Annotated in this window: 12 protein-coding genes; 10 read left to right on the top strand and 2 right to left on the bottom strand. The window is 70.5% G+C overall.

Annotated features, from left to right (window positions below; all coding sequences use genetic code 11):
- The first annotated feature begins 20 nt into the window (after positions 1–20).
- The 4 genes from D457_RS0112700 to D457_RS32455 all read left to right on the top strand — a co-directional run bounded on the left by D457_RS0112700 (position 21) and on the right by D457_RS32455 (position 8,036).
- Positions 21–2,060 (top strand): hypothetical protein, encoded by a 2,040-nt coding sequence (locus tag D457_RS0112700; protein ID WP_051072922.1) that lies wholly within the window; start codon positions 21–23, stop codon positions 2,058–2,060.
- On the top strand, positions 2,050–3,432 hold the full coding sequence (locus tag D457_RS0112705; RefSeq protein ID WP_051072923.1) for a hypothetical protein: 1,383 nt from the start codon (positions 2,050–2,052) through the stop codon (positions 3,430–3,432). Before D457_RS0112700 ends, D457_RS0112705 begins: the two co-directional genes overlap by 11 nt.
- A gap of 125 nt (positions 3,433–3,557) precedes the next feature.
- A complete protein-coding gene (locus D457_RS0112710) occupies positions 3,558–5,849 on the top strand; it encodes a serine/threonine protein kinase (protein ID WP_026116591.1) in 2,292 nt (763 codons plus the stop codon).
- A gap of 54 nt (positions 5,850–5,903) precedes the next feature.
- Positions 5,904–8,036: a serine/threonine protein kinase gene (locus D457_RS32455; RefSeq protein WP_017581048.1), complete on the top strand. Its 2,133-nt coding sequence runs from the start codon at positions 5,904–5,906 to the stop codon at positions 8,034–8,036.
- Positions 8,037–8,110: 74 nt separating this feature from the next.
- On the opposite strand, the gene D457_RS0112720 is transcribed toward D457_RS32455, so the two are convergent.
- A complete protein-coding gene (locus D457_RS0112720; protein ID WP_017581049.1) occupies positions 8,111–9,622 on the bottom strand; it encodes an AbgT family transporter in 1,512 nt (503 codons plus the stop codon).
- A gap of 243 nt (positions 9,623–9,865) precedes the next feature.
- The gene (locus D457_RS0112725; RefSeq protein WP_039831244.1) at positions 9,866–10,477 is read right to left on the bottom strand and encodes a uridine kinase family protein; all 612 of its coding nucleotides are present in this window, start codon (positions 10,475–10,477) and stop codon (positions 9,866–9,868) included.
- 124 nt (positions 10,478–10,601) lie between these two features.
- Between D457_RS0112725 and D457_RS0112730 the strand changes: the two genes are divergently transcribed.
- The 6 genes from D457_RS0112730 to D457_RS0112760 all read left to right on the top strand — a co-directional run bounded on the left by D457_RS0112730 (position 10,602) and on the right by D457_RS0112760 (position 17,983).
- Entirely contained in the window at positions 10,602–11,777 is a 1,176-nt protein-coding gene (locus D457_RS0112730) for an ROK family transcriptional regulator (RefSeq protein WP_017581051.1), read from the top strand.
- A 278-nt stretch (positions 11,778–12,055) separates the two neighbouring features.
- The gene (locus D457_RS0112735) at positions 12,056–13,201 is read left to right on the top strand and encodes a sugar ABC transporter substrate-binding protein (protein ID WP_017581052.1); all 1,146 of its coding nucleotides are present in this window, start codon (positions 12,056–12,058) and stop codon (positions 13,199–13,201) included.
- Positions 13,202–13,367: 166 nt separating this feature from the next.
- Positions 13,368–14,168, top strand: a complete 801-nt coding sequence (locus D457_RS0112740; RefSeq protein WP_017581053.1) for an ATP-binding cassette domain-containing protein — start codon at positions 13,368–13,370, stop codon at positions 14,166–14,168.
- Positions 14,165–15,442: a sugar ABC transporter permease gene (locus D457_RS0112745; protein WP_017581054.1), complete on the top strand. Its 1,278-nt coding sequence runs from the start codon at positions 14,165–14,167 to the stop codon at positions 15,440–15,442. Before D457_RS0112740 ends, D457_RS0112745 begins: the two co-directional genes overlap by 4 nt.
- Positions 15,443–15,907: 465 nt before the next feature.
- Positions 15,908–17,173 carry a styrene monooxygenase/indole monooxygenase family protein gene (locus D457_RS0112755; protein ID WP_017581055.1) on the top strand — a complete coding sequence of 422 codons (1,266 nt, stop codon included), beginning with the start codon at positions 15,908–15,910 and terminating at the stop codon, positions 17,171–17,173.
- Positions 17,174–17,212: 39 nt separating this feature from the next.
- Complete coding sequence (locus D457_RS0112760) at positions 17,213–17,983, top strand: sulfite exporter TauE/SafE family protein (protein ID WP_026116592.1); 771 nt, start codon at positions 17,213–17,215, stop codon at positions 17,981–17,983.
- The last annotated feature ends 269 nt before the right edge of the window (positions 17,984–18,252 follow it).

The raw sequence follows: 18,252 nt of genomic DNA on the forward strand, positions 1-18,252 counted from the left end.
ACCACGAACAGGTCGTCCCGATGTCCTCCACCCGCACGCTTTCGACGGTGCCGACGGTAGGGCCACTGACGGTGCCGTTGACGGCGCTGCTGATGGCCGCGCTCGTGCTGCTCTGCGCCGCGCCCGCCCACGCCGAGCCCGAGAGCCCCAGATCCTCTCCCAGCGAGTACTACGCCGGACTCCTGGCGGCGGAACCCGAGGGCGCGGCCGTGGTGGTCGACGACGCCCTCGCCGGTGACTACGACGTCGCTGAGCTGGAGGCGAGCCTGCACGAGGCGTTCGGCCGTCTGGACACCCCCTACTACGTCCTGGCCAGCCCCTTCCCGGGCGTCGCGACCTCGGCCGACGACTTCCTCGCCGCGGTGCAGGACCGGGTGGGCCGCCCCGGCGTCTACGTCTACCTGCGACCGACGGGCTCCTCGACGCACGCGATCCCCAGGCAGGTGGACGTGCCGGTGGACCGGGCGGCCACGATGCTCTCCTTGGAGCGGGTGGTCACCCTCTACACACCCATCGACGCCAAGGCGCACGCTCTGGTGGACATGGCTCTGGACCCCGAGTTGAACGAGCGGTACGCCGCCGGGTACACCGGCGGCTGGTACGTGCTGGGCCCGATCTCCTGGTGGCTGGATCACCGGATCCAGGCGCTGAAGCTGAACACCGTGGACGGCCCGGCCCGGCTCGGTGAGACCGCGGGGCTGGTCCTCGGGATGACGGTCACACTGGCCGTGGCTTTCGGGGCGATCCGCTCCGGGCGGCGCAAACGGGCAGCCCGGGCCGGGTTCACCGGGAGGCCGCCCGGGGACCGGGCGCTGCTGTCGGCCCGGTTCGCGGCGCCCGCCATCGGTGTCGTGGTCATGGCCGCCTCCCTGATCCACCTCAACACCGCCACTCTGCCCCGCGACGAGGAGCAGGTGGGGGAGCTGCCGCCGGCCACCCCGCCCTACGTCGCCGACACCGTCCGGGTCGACCGGATCACCGAGGGGCTCCGGGAGGACCCGCTGTACCTGGACCCCCTGGCCGGGCAGAGCGCCGAGGATCTGGCCCCGGTCGCCGAACGCCTGGCCGAGGCGGAGTTCCCGCTCTATGTGGCGGTGGTCCCGATGAGCCGCCACGACGAGTCGGGCGGTGACCCGGAGATCCTCGCGCACGCCCTGCACCACGTGATGGGTGAGGACGGGGTCTTCCTCGTCCTGGACAGCGTGGAGAACAGCTCGAGCTCGGTCGAGCTGGAGGCGGCCCTGTTCGGGTACGGCTTCGCGGACGAGGAACAGGAGTGGGAACAGGGCCGGGTGCTGCGGCAGGTGACCGGCTACCAGAGCGACACCACGGCCGCCCGGGCCCTGGACCGTTTCCTGGACGCGGTGGCGGAGGTCTCCGCCACTCCGGGGCAGTCCGTGGAGGAGCCCAGGTTGGCCTCCTCCCGCGCCGAGCCCTTCCCCGAACGCTCGCGCTTGAGCGACTTCGCCTCAGGGGACTTCTTCCCGAGGCTGATCTTCGCGGGCCCGTTGGCAGCTCTGCTGATCCTGGTCCTGGCAGGGGCCTGGCTCCGGTTCCTGAACCGGATGCGGTCCGTGCCCGGCCGGGCGCTGCGGCCCCGCGCGGACCGGGCCGTCCGGCGCGCCGTCAAGGCACTCCAGGCGGATCCGACCCACCGGGGGCGGACCGACGCCCTGCGCGAGACCGACGCCGCGCTGGCCGTGCTGGCCGGGAACCCCGACGAACTCGACCTGGTCGGGGTCACGGTGCTGGCCGAGCGGGCCGTGCTCAGACTCGACCCCGATCCGGCCACCGCGGCGCTGGCCGACGGCCCCGTGTGCATGGTCAACCCCCTGCACGGCCCGTCGGCCCTCCACGGGGACGACCGCGACCAGCCGCTGTGCGCCTCCTGCGCCGCGCTGACCGGGGCCGAGCGCACACGGCGCACCCTGCGGGTCGCCGCCCCCGACGGGGGCCGCCTGCCGCACCTGGAACTGAGCCGCTGGTGGACCGCCACCGGCTACGGGGCCAGGGGCCGACTCGACGTGGAAAACCTGTTGAAGGAGAGCAATGTCCGCTGAGCACCGACCGAGGAGGGCGCGCCTGGCCGTGACCGGGGCCCTGTCGCTGGCGTTCCTGCTCGCACCCGTGTCCGCGGGGGCGGTGCTGGCCGACACCGTCCCGGGCAGCGCCCATGAAGTGGACAGCACCCGGGAAGAGGTCCGCGAGGACGCTCAGGAGGAGCCCCAGGCAGAGCTGAGCCCCACCGAACGGCTTGCCGCCGATCTGGCGGAGTCTCCGGTCCACGTCGACCCCACCTACTCGGGGGCCTACCCCGACGAATGGGTGGCGGACCTGGCGGAGCGGATCACTGAATCCGGGGTGCCGCTGCGCGTGATCGTCATCCCGCTGATCGAGGGCGGGGAGTGGTCCGGCGAGGCCAAGGTCATGGCCGCGGCGGTACACGACCGGATCGGCGGTGAGGGCCACTACCTGGTACTGGACGGCCGCGATCTGTCCGGACACGACTTCTTCGCCCCCGGGGCCGGGGCCGACCGGGTGGACCGCGCCAGGTACGCCACCTCCACCCTCATCTACGAGATGGGCTTCGACGCCCCGGCATCCGCACGCATGGAACGGGCACTGGAGATCGCTCTGTCCGAGGACCCCGAGGCGATCTACCAGGAGGCCACCGAATCCCAGGAGCGGGGAGCCTTCGACTGGCTGTACTCCTTGGGGCCGGGCATGTACACGGTCATCGTGGTGCTGCCCTGGGTCCTGGCCGGGCTCGCCCTGATCGGCCTGGGCTTCGGCGTCTACCGCTGGCGCAGGCCGCGCGCGGTGCCGACCCTGCCCCAGCACGCCGCCTTCGACAACGCCAACCAGGCCCGCCTGGACGAACTGGTCGAACGCGCCGGTCAGGAGCTGGTGGAGTTCGGTGAACGCGTGAGCACCGCCGTTCCGGTAGCCGACGACCCCGAAGCCACCACCGAACTCCACCAGGCCCTGGACGCGCACGCCGCCGCCCGCCGGGTGTACGACGGCCTCCCGGCCGAAGTAGCCCTGGCAGACGTGGTGGGGGTGCTGGTGCTGCTGGACAACGCCGAGGACCACATGGCCCGCGCCACCCGCCCGGCCGCACGGCGGCGCTCGGGTCCGCTCCGTGCACACTGCTACGCGAACCCGCTCCACGGCACCGACACCAAGGTGACGCGCTGGCGCGAGTTCGGCGGCCGCGAGGATGTCCGGGTGCCGCTGTGCGCGGAGTGCGCCAAGGCTGTCCGGGACCGCAGCCGCCCCCGGGTGCTGTCCGTCCGTAAGGACGGACGCGAGGTGCCCTACTACGAACTCCCGGCCGCCGAAAGTGTGTGGGCGGCCACCGGATACGGTGCTCTGCGCGGGGATCTGGTCAAGCGGATCCTGCGCGGAGACCACACCGGACAGCGGAGGTAACGTCCGGGTATCGGATGGCCCGATACCGGAACGATGTCCGTGTACGGGCAGTCAGTAGCCTGTGGCACCCTGACATGGCGTCCCGGCCGGGACGCCCAACACGCGGATGAGAAACGGGGCGGGCTGTGGACGAGCCTCAGAACCAGGGCACCGAGGCCGAGCGGGTCGGTGGCTACCGGCTGCTGCGTTCCCTGGGGCGGGGCGGTTTCGGTGAGGTCTTCCTCGGTGTGGCCGAGGACGGCACGAGGGCGGCGGTCAAGATCCTGCACGCCAGCTGGGCGGGCGACGCGGACATGCGGCGGCGGTTCGCGGCGGAGGTCGAGCAGGCCCGGCGGGTGAGCGGCTTCTGCGTCGCGGAGATCCTGGACGCCGACCCCGCCGCCGACCAACCGTGGATCGCCACCGAGTACATCGACGGTCCCACCCTCCAGGCCTCCGTCGCGACGGACGGACCGCGCTCGGGGACGGAGCTCCAGCGCCTGGCCGTCGCCACCGCGACCGCGTTGGCGGCCATCCACGCCGCTGGCGTGGTGCACCGGGATCTGAAGCCGGACAACATCATGCTGGCCCAGGACGGGCCGCGGGTGATCGACTTCGGGATCGCTCGTGCGGTGGAGTCCACCTCGGTGACGGCCAGCGGGGTGGTCGGCACGATCGGCTACATGGCCCCCGAACAGCTCGAAGGAGCCCGGCTGACCGCGGCGGTGGACGTGTTCGCCTGGGCTTCGGTGATGGTCTTCGCCGCCACCGGGCGGGAGGCCTTCCACGGCCCCACCCAGGCCGCGCGCATCGCCCGCATCCTGGGCGGAGAACCGGACCTGGGCGGGCTCGAAGGTGCCTTCGCCGACACACTCCGCACCTGCATGGCCAAGGACCCTCGGGAGCGGCCCGACGCCGAGGTCCTCATGCGGCAGCTGATCTCCACCCCCGCCGCCGGCGCGCGGGCCCGTGCCCCGCGGCCGATCGGGGACCACGCGGCCACCGCGGTGGTGTCCTCACCCGACGCCGCCACCCGGGTCGGCGTCGAGGGGACCAGGGTCGCTGAACACCCGCCCAGCGGTGTCGTGCCGGTCGACCCCACCAGGGTGGCCCCGCCCGCCAAGGTCGACCCGACCCGTGCCTACACCCGGATGGCTCCGGCTGACGCCCCATCCCAGCAAGCCCCATCCCAGCAAGCACGGTCCCAGCAGGGGCAGTCCCAGGCGCAGCAGTCCCATGGCTATCCGCAGCCCCCACCGTTCGCGCAGTCCGCCCCGCACTCCGCGCCCCACAGCCGGATGTCGGGCCCGCACACCCCGGTGCCCGGCCACACCGGACCGGTGCCGCCCTACCACTTCGTCGGTGTCCGCTTCCTCGACCCCGGCACCCTGGCCGAGGCGATGCAGCGCAACTGGGGCGCCGCCGTCCAGGTCTTCAGCGACCCCGTCGAACGCGCGGCCCTGGGCGCCTGGATCATGGACGACCTCGGTGACACCACCGTCGATCGCGCTCTCTTCCGCCGCGAGGTCCGGGACGCCAACCTGGCGGTCGCCTCCTTCATCGCCCAGACCCGCCCCGACCTGCCGCCGGTCTTCCGGGGCCGGGGTATCTCCCTGGCCGAGCTCCGTGAGCTCTTCGCCGATCCGCGCCCCCTGCTGACCGGTGCACCGATGGCCAACGAGATGGTCCTGCTGGCCCGCCCCGAACTCCTGCGGCTGATCAGCGCCCACCACGGCCCCGAGTCCGCGGAGTACCAGCGGCTCGCCGAACAGCTGGACCGAGCCGAGCGCGCCGGGAACCTCCTGCACCAACAGCTCGCCCAGCAGCTGGAGGGATGGCGTTCGACCACCCCCAACGTCAACCCCGCGCTGGTCCTGGCCTTCCTGCTTAACCCCGGTCAGATGGTTCCGCCGACAGACAACGGCGACCCCGGCGTCGCCGAGTGGTTGGACATCCTCTGGCAGCGCGTCATGAACTCCGACGCCCCGGACAATGCCGGGTACGCCGCCGCGATCCACGGGTCCACGGGCACCCTCCAGGCCCTGTCCCGCCAGCGCCGCTACTGGGAGAGCCGCTACTCCGAGGTGTCCACCGCCCACGATGCCCTCCTCGGCAAGGTTCGACTCCAGGAACGGCTGGACAGGACCACCCGTCTGAGCAAGTTCGCCCTGCTCGGCCTCCCCTTCGGTTTCGTCATGTACCACATGGGCGGGGCCGGTGAGTTCTTCGGCAACCTGGCGATGTGGGTGGGGCTGATCGCGGTCCCGGTCCTGCTCGGCGCCATCGCCACCAACGTGGTGATCTGCGGCCGGGCCGCCCGCCGACGTCAGCGGGCCATGGAACTGCACAACACCGTTCATCAGCTGCCGCAGCTCACCTCCGGAGTGAAACGCATCCGCGCGGACCTGGCCCAGGCGCGCAGACTCACCGCCGGCTGAGGTCAGCGCTCAGCTCCGGAACACGAAGACAAGAGAAGAAGGAAGGGTGGGCTCGTGGACGAGACCACGGACGTGGCCCCCTCCCCCCGGAGGGTCGGTCCGTACCGCCTGACGCGTTCGCTGGGCAAGGGCGGTTTCGGTGAGGTCTTCCTCGGTGAGGCCGAGGACGGGACCAGGGCGGCGGTCAAGATCCTGCACGCCACCTGGGCGCGTGACACGGACATGCGGCGGCGGTTCGCGGCGGAGGTCGAGCAGGCCCGGCGGGTGAGCGGCTTCTGTATCGCGGCGATCCTGGACGCCGAACCCGAGGCGGACGAACCCTGGATCGCCACCGAGTACATCGACGGCCCCACCCTCCAGCGCGCTGTCGCCGAGGACGGCCCCCGCACCGGCGCCGAGCTCCAGCGCCTCGCGGTTTCCACCGCGACCGCGTTGGCGGCCATCCACGCGGCGGAGGTGGTGCACCGGGATCTGAAGCCGGACAACATCATGCTGGCCCAGGACGGGCCGCGGGTGATCGACTTCGGGATCGCCCGTGCGGTGGAGTCCACCTCGGTGACGGCCAGCGGCATCGTGGGGACGGTCGGGTACATGGCCCCCGAGCAGCTGGAGGGCATGCGCCTGACCGCGGCGGTGGACGTGTTCGCCTGGGCTTCGGTGATGGTGTTCGCCGCGACTGGTCGGGAGGCCTTCCACGGCCCCACCCAGGCCTCCCGGATCGCCAGGGTACTGTCCGGGGAACCCGACACCGGGGACCTGGCCGGTCCGCTGCTGGAGAGTGTCCTGGCTTGCCTGGACAAGGACCCGAAGCGGCGTCCGGACGCCGCTTCGCTCTTGCACCATCTGGTCGCGGGCACCGCGGCGAAGCCTGTGGAGACCGCGGATCCGGATCCGGGTTCGTCGGTGGCGCCCACTCGGGTGGCGGGGGCACCGGTTCCGCCCACCCGCCAGCACACCAAGGTCGCTCCGAACCCCGCTCCGCGGCGCCCGGCTCCAGAACCCGCCCCACCGCCCACGCAGAGCTCCTACGCCGCCCCGCTCTCGCCCCCTGCCCGCACAAGCGGGGGAGGGGCTCCGCCGTACAGCTTCGTCGGGGTCCGCTTCACCCGGATCGAGGAGTTGGCCGCCGCCATGCAGCAGCACTGGCCGGCCGCGGTGATGGTCCTGGGCGACCCCGCCGAGCGCGCCATGCTCGGCTCCTGGGTCATGAACGACATCAACGACACCAAGGTGGACCGCTCGCTGTTCCGCCGGGAGGTCCGGGACGCGAACCTGGCGGTGGCCTCCTTTGTCGCGCAGGCCTGTCCGGAGCTGCCGCCCCGCTTCCGCGGCCACGAACTGACGGTCGAGGGACTTCGCCAGCTGTTCCGTGACCCCCGGCCGCTCATCACCGGCGGCCATCAGGCCAACGAACTCATGCTGCTGGCCCGGCCGCAGCTGCTGCGGCTGATGGCCCAGCACCGGAGCGACGACGCCCCGCGACTGCACCAGCTGGCCCAGGACATCGAGGAGGCCGAACGGGCCGGTGCCGCCTTCCACCGGGAACTCGCTCACCACCTGAACGGCTGGCGCGGGTTCGAGTGCAGGGTGGAGCCCGCCCTCGTACTGGCCTTCCTGCTCAACCCGGAACTCGTGGTGCCCCCGGACCCGGGCGGCCTGCCCGGGGTGGCGGACTGGACGGGGGCGCTCTGGCCGCGCGTGGACCTGTCCTCGGGAGCTCAGAAGGTGGGGTCGGCCGTGGTCGTCTACGCCTCCCTGCCCAACATCGTCACCCTGGTCCAGCAGCGCGACGCCTGGAAGCGACGGCACGAGGCGCTGCACAACGAGCACAACGCGCTGGTCGCCACGGCCAAAGCGGAAGGGGAGAACACGTCCCTGAGGGCGTGGCTCGGGAGCGGGGCGGTCTTCTGCTTCATCGCGTCTATTCCCGCCGCCGCGGCTGCGTCGGGCTCGGGTTTGGGCATGATGCTCTTCCTGATGTCCTGTGCTCTGGGCGCGGCCTGGCTGGCCGTGAGCCTTCAGGAGACCAACCGCTACGGGAACGCGCGCGTGCGCCATGCGCGGAACCACCGGATGCGGAATCTCCCTGACCAGGGATGGAATCTGATCCAGGTGCTCCGCAGGATGGACACCGACATGCAGAGGGCCCGCCAGATCTGTTCTCACCCGCCCCAGCAGCGGTACTGAACAGCTGAACCGCTGAAACGACGGAGCCGCCGTGGTCGGGTGACCACGGCGGCTCCGTGCGATCGGTCAACTGGCTAGTACGTGTACGGCGTCCCCGGGCCGAGGGGGATGCCCAGACCCCACCAGAGGAAGAAGAACAGCGTCCACGAGACGAACACGGTGATGCTGATCGGCAGCGTCAGCGAGATCATCGTGCCCACACCCGCGTCCTTGCGGTACTTCTGGAGCAGACCGAGCACCATGATGAAGTAGGCGCTCATCGGGCTGATGATGTTGGTCGCCGAGTCCGCGATGCGGTAGAGCGCCTGGGTGGTCTCGGGGCTGATACCCATCAGCATGAACATGGGGATGAAGACGGGCGCGATGAGGGCCCACTGGGCCGAGCCGCTGGTGATGAAGACGTTCAGGATCGCGGCGAGAACCAGGAAACCGACGAAGAGCAGCGCGGGGGGAACCCCCGTGGACTCCAGGAAGTTCGCTCCGCTGATCGCGATCACGTCGGCCATGCCGGACCAGGAGAAGTAGGCGATGAACTGGGCGGCGGCGAAGAAGAGCACCAGGACGGGGGCCAGCTCGCGGACACCGACGGCCATCGCGGGCGGCACCGAGGCCATGGTCGGCAGTGAGCCGGTGGTTCGTCCGTAGACGATGCCGACGAGGAGGAAGGCGATGGCCAGGACGAAGGCGACACCGCTCAGCAGCGGGGAGCTGAGGAGGCCGCCGTCCTCTCCGCGCAGCGGCGACGCCGGGGGAGCCAGCATGGCAGCGATCAGGCCGAAGTACACCAGCAGCGTCAGGCCCGCGCGGCGCATGCCCTTGCGCTCGCTGTCGGTCAGGAGCATCGACCCGAGGTCGCCGATCTCGGCGTCCTCGTCCTCCCGGGCGTTGCCGGACAGCTTCACCAGGACCAGTTCGGTCAGCAGGGTGATCACGATCGCGAGGAAGATCGCCGAGACGAAGGTGAAGAAGAAGTTCGCCAGCGGGTTGACCACGTAGCCGGGGTCGATGATCTGGGCGGCGCTGGTGCTCAGGCCTGACATGAGCGCGTCGGTCAGGGTGATGGTGAGGGCCGCGTTGTATCCGGCGCTGACCGATCCGAAGCCGACGACCAACCCGAGGATCGGGCTGCGCCCGACGGCCTTGAAGACCATGGCTGCCAGCGGGATGTACACCACGTAGGCGGCGTCCGAGGCAACACTGGCGCTGATACCGGTGAGGACGACGGCGAAGGTCAGCCACTTCTTCGGTACCCGGGTGACACTGCCACGCAGAGCCGCGGTGATCAGCCCGCTCTGCTCGGCGACCGAGACACCGATCATGACGGCCACGATCAGCGGAAGCGGCGGGAACGCCGCGAAGTTGCTGATCGCGTCGCCGATGATGAAGTGGATGCCCTCGGTGCTCAGGAGGCTGGTGACCGAGACGGTCTCACCGTCGGCCGGTGAGACGACCGAGACGTTCAGCGCGCTGAGCGCGGCACTGGCGAGGATCACCAGCCCGGCCATGATGACGAACAGCCAGAACGGGTGCGGCAGCTTGTTGCCGACGCGTTCGATGGCGGAGAGGGCGCCGATGGTCAGGCGCATCCTGCGGGTGGGGGTCTTCGCCGACCCGTCCTGCGTCGTAGTCAAGATGTACATCCTTGGAAAACCAGCGGCCCCGAAGGTCACGGGAGCGGGTTCAGGAGGGTGAGTGAACCCGACAAACAGCAGCTTTACGGTCAATTGGCTCAAAACTGCACTTGTGGTGCAGGTGACAGTGAACCATGACTCTCAGAGTGGTGTGACCATGACACGGCTCTGTGTCTGCGAGCGGTTTGTGGCCCCGCCTCAGCCGTTGTCCAACCGCAGGTCGGCGCGCTCGCGGGGCGGATCCACGGAGTGCAGGGCGTCCTCCTGACGGGCCCACCGATCCCGGTGGGGCGCGTACAGGGCGGCGTCCTCCCGTTGGTCCAGCCGCTCGGAACGCGTCTCCTCGGATACCTCCACCCACACCAGGAGGTCCACCAGGTCGCGTACCGGTGCGGCTCCCGAACCGCACCCCTCCACAATCAGCGTTCCGCCGCCTTCGACCAGTTCGGCGGGCAGGCCCTCCCACTCCGTTCCGAAGCAGCCGCGCTCCCAGTCGTAGCGGCGCCAGGCCGCCGCACCTCCCCGGGAAAGTGGAAGCAGCACCCACTCCGCGAGCAGCACCGAGGATTCGGCCAGACCGCCCCAGCCCGGGTAGAGATCCTCCATCGTCAGCAGTGCCACCGGTTCACCTCGCCCGGCCAGAGCCAGGCGCAGCTGCTCGGCCACCGTGCTCTTGCCCGAACCCGAACGCCCTTCCACCGCCACCACCCGCACCGCGGGGCCGCGCCGGGGCGCGGCCAGCACGGCCCCGGCCACGCGCTCCGCCCACCCGGGCCGGTCGGTACTCACCTCGGCATGCTCCCTTGACATGTCCGAGATCCTAGGGCGTGTTACCACGGGTACCGAGGTCCTGAACTCCGTTCAATGCTTGTAGCATTCCTCCAAACAAGGCCAGTGCGCGAAGAGCGAAGAACTGCGGACGAAGGGGAACGTGGTGACCGACACCGGCACGACCCCCGGGTCCCAGTCCGCGCTGCGGCAGGCCAACGAGCGGCGGGTCGTGGACGTGCTGCGCCAGGACGGCACCCAGACGCAGGCCGAACTGGCCCGTGCCACCGGCCTGTCCGCGGCCAGTGTCTCCAACATCGTGCGCGGTCTGCGCTCGGCCGGGACCGTGTCGGTCCGCAACACCTCCTCCAACGGGCGCCGGGCGCGGGCCGTCACTCTGCTGCGCCCGCCGGGAACGGTCGTGGCCGTCGACTTCGCGGTCGACCAGATCAGGGTGGCGGTCGGAGACAGCGACGGCAACATGCTGGCCCGCGAGAGCATCGCCTACGAGGTCACCGCCGATGCCGGACGCTCGATCCGCCGGGCCGCGTGGCTGACCGAGACGACCCTGCTGGGGGCCCGGATCGATCTGGGCACGGTGGCCTCTGTGGTGGCCTCCGTCCCCGGCCCCATCGCGCCCGATACCGGTGAGGTCGGTGCCATCTCCTGTCTGCCCCGCTGGGCGGGCTTCCGTCCGGCCGCGGCGCTGGAGCAGCGGCTGGGCCTGCCGGTGCTGGCCGAGAACGACGCCAACCTCGCGGTGGTGGCCGAACGCAGGGCGGGCGCCGCGCAGGGCGCCGAGCACGTCATCCAGGTGGTGCTGGGGGAGGGGGTCGGCTCGGGCATCGTGATGTCCGGTCAGCTCTTCCGGGGCGCGGGCGGTACCGCCGGCGAGATCGGGCACATCGGGCTCGACCCGCGCGGGCAGGTGTGCCGCTGCGGTAACCGCGGTTGCCTGGAGACCTTCGTCGGCACCGGTTACCTGCTGAACATGCTGCCCAGGAACTATGACCTGGCCCCCGGGACGGATCGGGCCCGGTTGAAGGGTGTGGTCGCCTCGGCCCTGGGGGAGGACCCGGGCAGCCGGCGCATCATCGCCGAGGCCGGGACGGCTCTGGGGCAGGGTGTGGCGATCATGGCCAACCTGTTCAACCCGGACCGCGTGGTGGTCAGCGGCGACCTGGCCGAGGCCGGTGCCCTCCTGCTGGAGCCCATGCGCCGTGCGATGGAGCTGGGGACCCTGGGCGGTGCCCTGGCCCAGCTCGAACTGGTGACCAGCGACCTGGGTGAGGACGCCGCGATCCGTGGCGCGCTGCTCACGGCCGCTCACAGTATGCGCTGAACCCGGTCCGCGGCGGGGTCGAGCCCGTGCTGAACGCGGAGTGAGCCGTCGGGTCGTGAAAGTAACACTGAACCTTTACCCGTGTGCTTCACACGAGGTCACATCCGCATGCAAGCGCTCTGACCTGCGGTTTTTATGTGTTTATGTTGTGAAGCTAACACTCGTGATGTTTCAGTTATGTGTTCATGAGTTGACGGCAAGGCGGCGTCGGGGTTCTACTTCACATCATCACTCGCGAGTTCCCACCCGCGCAGGTTCCGTAAGAGAGGTCCCCCGCGTTGACTACCAAGCGCCCCTACTCCCGACGTTCGGCCGCCTTCGGCATCGCCGCCGCCAGCACCGCGCTCGCGCTGTTCACCAGCGCCTGCGGTTCGCTCACCACCGGTACCGAGGACGGAGAAACCCAGACTCACAGCCTCGACGAGGGCTTCCACGTCGGTCTGCTGCTCCCCGAGCTCCAGACGGCCCGCTACGAGGCCTTCGACCGGCCCTACTTCGAAGAGGCCCTCGAGAACCTGTGCCCCGAGTGTGAGTTCTCGTACGCCAACGCCGACCAGGACGTCGACGAGCAGCAGACCCAGGCCCAGGCGATGCTGACCGACGGCGTCGACGTGCTCGTGCTCGGCGCGGTCGACTCCGAGGCCGCCGCCGGTACCGTGAACGAGGCGCGCAGCCAGGGCGTTCCGGTCGTGGCCTACGACCGTCTCGCCCAGGGCGGCGTGGACATGTACGTCTCCTTCGACAACCACCGGGTCGGCCAGGTCCAGGCCGAGGCGCTGCTGGGCGCCCTCGACCAGGCGGGCACCGCGGGCGACGGCCAGATCGTTATGATCAACGGCTCGCCCACCGACCCCAACGCGGGCAGCTTCAAGGCCGGCGCCCACGAGATCTTCGAGGGCCAGGTCGAGATCGGCCAGGAGTTCGACACCCCGGACTGGTCGCCGGACGAGGCCAACAGCCAGATGGAGGGCGCCATCACCTCTCTCGGCCTGGACGAGATCACCGGTGTCTACTCGGCCAACGACGGCATGGCCGCGGGTATCATCTCGGCGCTGCGCAGCGCCGGTCTCTCGGCGGAGGACCTCCCCCCGGTCACCGGTCAGGACGCCGAGCTCCACGGCATCCAGCGCATCGTCGCCGGTGAGCAGTACATGACCGTCTACAAGGCCATCCGCCCCCAGGCCGAGGTCGCCGCCGCCATGGCCGTCTCCCTGGCCACCGGCGAGGACCTGGACGCGGGCGAGTACTCCGTCACCGACGTCGAGGACGCCAACGGTGAGACGGTCAGCGCCGTCCTGCTCGACCCCATCGCGGTCACCGAGGACAACATCGGTGACACGGTGGTCTCCGACGGCTTCTACACCATCGAGCAGATCTGCACCGACGACTACGCCGACTTCGACTTCTGCCAGGAAGCCCTCTAACCAGGTCCGGTGTAGGGCGTGTGACACGGATGCTCTCGGTTGGTGGTCATCCGCGGAACACGCCCTAAGGGCCGCCCCGCCCGCTGGGGGCGGCCCGGGCGCGACGCCCCCTGGGGACGGGAGCGAGTCGGACCGTCCCCAAGGGACGAGAAAGAGAAACAAGCACATGAGCACACCCGTCCTGGAACTGTCCGGGATCTCCAAGACCTTCGGGGCCGTCAAGGCCCTCACCGAGGTCGACTTCCAGGTCGATCCTGGAGAGGTCGTCGCCCTGCTCGGTGACAACGGCGCGGGCAAGTCGACCCTCGTCAAGGTCATCGCCGGCGCCCACCCCGCGGACAGCGGCGGCGTCATCTACTGGGACGGCGAGCCGGTCACCATCGGAGCGCCCGCCGACGCCCAGCGCCTCGGGATCGCCACGATCTACCAGGACCTCGCGCTTTGCGACAACCTGGACATCGTCGGCAACCTCTTCCTGGGAAATGAGCGCCTGCACTTCCCTGGCACCCTCGACGAGGTCGAGATGGAGCGCCGGGCTGTGGAACTCCTCGACTCGCTGTCGGTGAGCATCCCCAGCCTGCGGGTCCCCGTCGCCGCCCTGTCCGGCGGTCAGCGCCAGATCATCGCGATCGCCCGGTCCCTGCTGGGACAGCCCCGCGTGGTCATGCTCGACGAGCCCACCGCCGCGCTGGGCGTCGCCCAGACCGCCCAGGTCCTGGACCTCATCGAGCGCCTGCGCGACCAAGGGCTGGGCGTGGTCCTGATCAGCCACAACATGGCCGATGTCCGTGCCGTCGCGGACCGGGCGGCCGTGCTCCGCCTGGGCCGCAACGCGGGGGACTTCCCCATCGCCTCGACCAGCTACGAGGAGATCGTGGCTGCCATCACCGGCGCCTCGGACAACCCGGTGACCCGTCGGTCCACCCGTACCGGCTCATCGGCCACGGCCACGAAGGACAAGGAATGAGCCAGCAGACACACGTTTCCCACGACGCCGACGGGGCCCAGCCGCAGAACGGCCCCCGGCGCGACCCCCGCCTGCTGGCCACCGCCGCCTCACCCAGCGGCTGGCTCCAGGCCCTGCGCCGCAACCTCAAGGGCGGCGAACTGGGCGCGGTGCCGGTCATCGTCGGCCTGCTGCTGATCGCCATCGTCTTCCAGTCGATGAACGACCGGTTCCTGTCCCCGCAGAACCTGTCGAACCTGACAGTGCAGATCGCCGCCGTCGGCCTGATGACCACCGGTGTCATCATGGTCCTGCTGCTCGGCGAGATCGACCTGTCCATCGGTTCGGTGGCCGGCCTGTCCGCCGGTGTCCTGGCGGTCCTCGCGGTCCGGCACGGCTGGTCCGAATGGGCCGCCATCGGTGCGGCCCTGACCATCGGGCTCCTGGTGGGCCTGATCCACGGCGTCATCTTCGCGAAGATGGGCGTACCGGCCTTCGTGGTCACCCTCGCCGGCCTGCTCGGCTGGCAGGGCGTGCACCTGTACCTCATGGGCGGCGACGGGAGCATCAACACCAGCGCCAACGGTCCGATCGCGATGCTCACCCAGACCTACTTCGTCCCGGTCGTGGGCTGGTTCCTGGTCGCGGTAGCCCTGGTTCTCTACCTGCTGTCGGTGCTGACGGCCGAGCGCAGGCGGCGCATCGCCGGTCTGCCCTACAAGCCGCTCAGTGAGGTGCTCTTCCGCACCTTCCTGCTGTCCCTGCCGCTGGTCGGCGGCGTGTGGATCCTCAACCAGTTCAAGGGTGTGCCGCTCGCCTTCCTGATCTTCGTGGGCTTCGTGGTCGTGCTGGACCTGGTACTGCGCAAGACCCGTTACGGCCGCATGGTCTACGCCGTGGGCGGCAGCTCCGAGGCTGCCCGGCGCGCCGGTATCAACGTGGACCTGATCCGGATCTCCGTCTTCGGTATCGCCTCCACGCTCGCGGCGCTGGGCGGCATCATGCTCGTCTCCCGTAACTTCGCGGCGAGCGTCTCCACCGGCGGCGGCGCCGAGCTGATGATGGCCATCGCGGCCGCGGTCATCGGCGGCACCAGCCTGTTCGGCGGTCGCGGCAACGCCTACTCCGCCCTGCTGGGCGGGCTGGTGCTGGGCGCCATCACCTCGGGCCTGCTGCTGCTCCAGATGGACACCTCCGTGCGGTTCATGATCACGGCGGCCGTCCTGCTGATCGCCGTCGTCCTGGACGCGGTCTCCCGCCGCGGTCGCAAGACCCACGCCAGAGGCGGTGCCTAGCACCTGACAGAGACGGTGCCCGGCACCCCTCCCTGTTCCCTCCCGGAGGAGAGCGGCGGTTCACCCCGGACCGTCGCTGGACCCGGGCCGGTTTCCACTCCCACCGGCCCGGGTCCTTTTCTTGTTCCTGTGTGAGGTGTGTCGCTTTCCCCGCGCCTTGAGTAAGGAGCACCGGCGTTCGGAACCCCGCCCTGGGGCGCATCGGGGTCCTTCGCGTCGCCCGGATTCTGGCCGAACCACCGGTCTCCGGGCTGACCTGGGCGGACGGTACCGAGGCTGCCGGAAGGTCGCCTTCGATGCCGAACGGTCGCTGTGAGCTGGGGCACTCGGCTGCGCCAGGGCCTTGGCCCCTGACCCCGTAGGGCCGAAAGTCCCAAGGTCAGGGGCGGAATCGGCGCTTTCGGGGGTGCTGTTAGTTTCGCCGCGTCACGACAGCCACCCCCTGTTAACGCAGCCAGGAGAACCATGCGCAAGATCCTCGTCGTCGGTGCTGGGCAGTCCGGACTCCAGCTCGCTCTCGGCCTGCTCGCGGAGGACTACGACGTCACCCTGATCAACCCGCAGGGGCCCGAGGAGATCCGTGCTGGACGGGTGCTGTCCACGCAGTGCCTGTTCGGTCCGGCCCTGCGCCGCGAACGCCGCCACGGCCTGGACCTGTGGGGTGAGCGGGCCCCGCGGATCACCGGGGTGGGCGTCCGTGTGGTCGGCCAGGGCGGGGGAGCGGCCCCGGACCTGGACTGGGTCGGGAGCCTTGACGAGCCCGCCCGGTCCGTGGACCAGCGGCTGAAACTGGCCGCCTGGATGGAGCTGTTCGTGCAGGGCGGTGGTCGCCTGCTGCGGCGCCGGGTCGCGGCCGGGGAACTGGCAGAGCTCGGCTCCGACCACGACCTGGTCATCGTCGCGGCCGGCCGTGGGGAGCTGGCCGAACTCTTCCCCCGGGACGAGAGCCGATCGCCCTTCAGGGAGCCCCAGCGCACCCTGTCCCTGGCCTACGTCGCCGGGGCCGAGCCGCACCCCGGCGGCGGTGTCCTGGGGCGCACGGCCGTTCCTGGGGCGGGCGAGCTGTTCACCCTGCCCACCCTGTCCCTGAACGGTGTCTGCCAGGCCCTGATGGTGGAGGCCGTGTCGGGCGGGCCGCTGGACCGGCCCCTGGGTCGCGGGGCGACCGGCGAGGACGTCCTGGCCGGGCTGCTCGACGTCCTGCGCGTACACGCTCCCTGGGAGTACGAGCGCTTCTCCCGGGCCCGGCTGGCCGACCCCATGGCCGCCCTGTACGGCGGTTACACGCCGGTGGTGCGCGAGCCCGTCGCCCGGCTGGCCGACGGCACCCTGGTCCTGGGCATGGCCGACTCGGTGGTCAGCAACGACCCCGTCACCGCGCAGGGCGCCAACATGGCCTCGCTGTGCGCCGACGTCTACCGGCGGGCCATCGTCGACCACGGCGGGCGCCCCTTCGATGAGAACTTCATGCGCGCGGCCTTCGCCGCCTACTGGCGGCACGCCCGCCAGGTCACCGCGTGGAGCAGGGTCATGCTCTCCGGTCCGCACCACGTGTGGGAGCTGTACCGGCTGGCGCAGCGGCACCAGCCCACCGCGGACCGGTTCGCCAACTCCTTCAGCGAGCCCACCGGGCTGATCGACTGGTTCCTGCACCCCGAGCGGGCGATGGAGTACGTCGACTCCGTCCGTCGCACCCTGCCGGACGGGTCATCCTATGTCCCTATCTCCTAATCCCGACCGGGGTCGGGGAGTTATAGCGTCGTGCTCCTCATGTTCGCTGATCTCCTCACACCCACCGCCCACGGACTGTTCGGCCAGATCGACGCGTGGGTCTTCCTCCTCGTCGCGGCGGCCGCGGTCCTTGCCGGGGCCGCCGTCCAGAGCATGGTCGGCCTCGGCCTCGGGCTCGTCGCCGCCCCGGTGATCTCCTTCCTCGACCCCACGCTCATGCCCGGATCACTGCTGATCGCCGTGATCATCCTCCCGATGCTCACGCTCCTCCAGGAGCGGCGGCACGTGGACTGGCGGGGCTTGGCCTGGGGGCTGCCCGCCCGCGTCCCCGGAACCGTGCTGGGGGTGTGGGTCGTGGCCGTCCTCGAACCCCGCGCCCTGGCCGGGGTCGTGGGGGTGATGGTCCTGCTGGCCGTCATCCTGTCCGTGTGGGCCTTCCGGGTGCGCATCACCCCCCTCTCGCTGGTCGCGGCGGGCTCCCTATCCGGCTTCGCGGGCACCGCCACCTCGGTGGGCGGTCCACCCATGGCCCTGCTCTACCAGTACGAACCCCCCGAGCGGGTGCGCGCCACCCTGGCCGCGTTCTTCCTGTTCGGAGGGGCCTTCTCACTGCTGGCCCTGGGGGTCGGCGGCCAGCTCGACGAACGCACGATCGCCGCCGGGGTGGCCGCGATCCCCTTCGTGGGCATCGGCTTCCTCGTCGGCAGCCGGGTCCGCCGCTGGGTCGACCCGGGCAAACTCCGGCTCGCGCTGCTGTGCGTGGTGACCGTCTCCGCGATCGGCCTACTGCTCCAGGCCGCCCTGGGATAGCCTCAGCAGCCGGGTGGCCAGCGGTAACCGCGCTCCCAAAAGGGAGTAACCTACGCCGAAACACCTGTGGCGGGAGGTGCCTCCCGTGGTTTTTGGCCCAGGAGGGTCAACCGCTTCTACCGGGGTACCGTCAAGGCCGTGGCCTCGGGGGCCATTCGGGTATGAACCGTGGACGCAGGCCCATAAAATCGGGTATGTATACCTGCCGGTAGCCAACACTGGCCCACGTCAGGGGCCGGGTACGGCAAACGTAAGCGGACACGCTGGAC

The organism is Nocardiopsis valliformis DSM 45023, from assembly GCF_000340985.1.
Taxonomy (GTDB): Bacteria; Actinomycetota; Actinomycetes; order Streptosporangiales; family Streptosporangiaceae; genus Nocardiopsis; species Nocardiopsis exhalans.

Bases quoted from the DNA above. Each gene is read 5' to 3' on its own strand.
- D457_RS0112700 (WP_051072922.1), top strand. From the start codon at position 21: ATGTCCTCCACCCGCACGCTTTCGACGGTGCCGACGGTAGGGCCACTG.
- D457_RS0112705 (WP_051072923.1), top strand. From the start codon at position 2,050: ATGTCCGCTGAGCACCGACCGAGGAGGGCGCGCCTGGCCGTGACCGGG.
- D457_RS0112720 (WP_017581049.1), bottom strand. From the start codon at position 9,622: ATGCGCCTGACCATCGGCGCCCTCTCCGCCATCGAACGCGTCGGCAAC.
- D457_RS0112725 (WP_039831244.1), bottom strand. From the start codon at position 10,477: ATGTCAAGGGAGCATGCCGAGGTGAGTACCGACCGGCCCGGGTGGGCG.
- D457_RS0112740 (WP_017581053.1), top strand. From the start codon at position 13,368: ATGAGCACACCCGTCCTGGAACTGTCCGGGATCTCCAAGACCTTCGGG.
- D457_RS0112745 (WP_017581054.1), top strand. From the start codon at position 14,165: ATGAGCCAGCAGACACACGTTTCCCACGACGCCGACGGGGCCCAGCCG.
- D457_RS0112755 (WP_017581055.1), top strand. From the start codon at position 15,908: ATGCGCAAGATCCTCGTCGTCGGTGCTGGGCAGTCCGGACTCCAGCTC.
- D457_RS0112760 (WP_026116592.1), top strand. From the start codon at position 17,213: ATGTTCGCTGATCTCCTCACACCCACCGCCCACGGACTGTTCGGCCAG.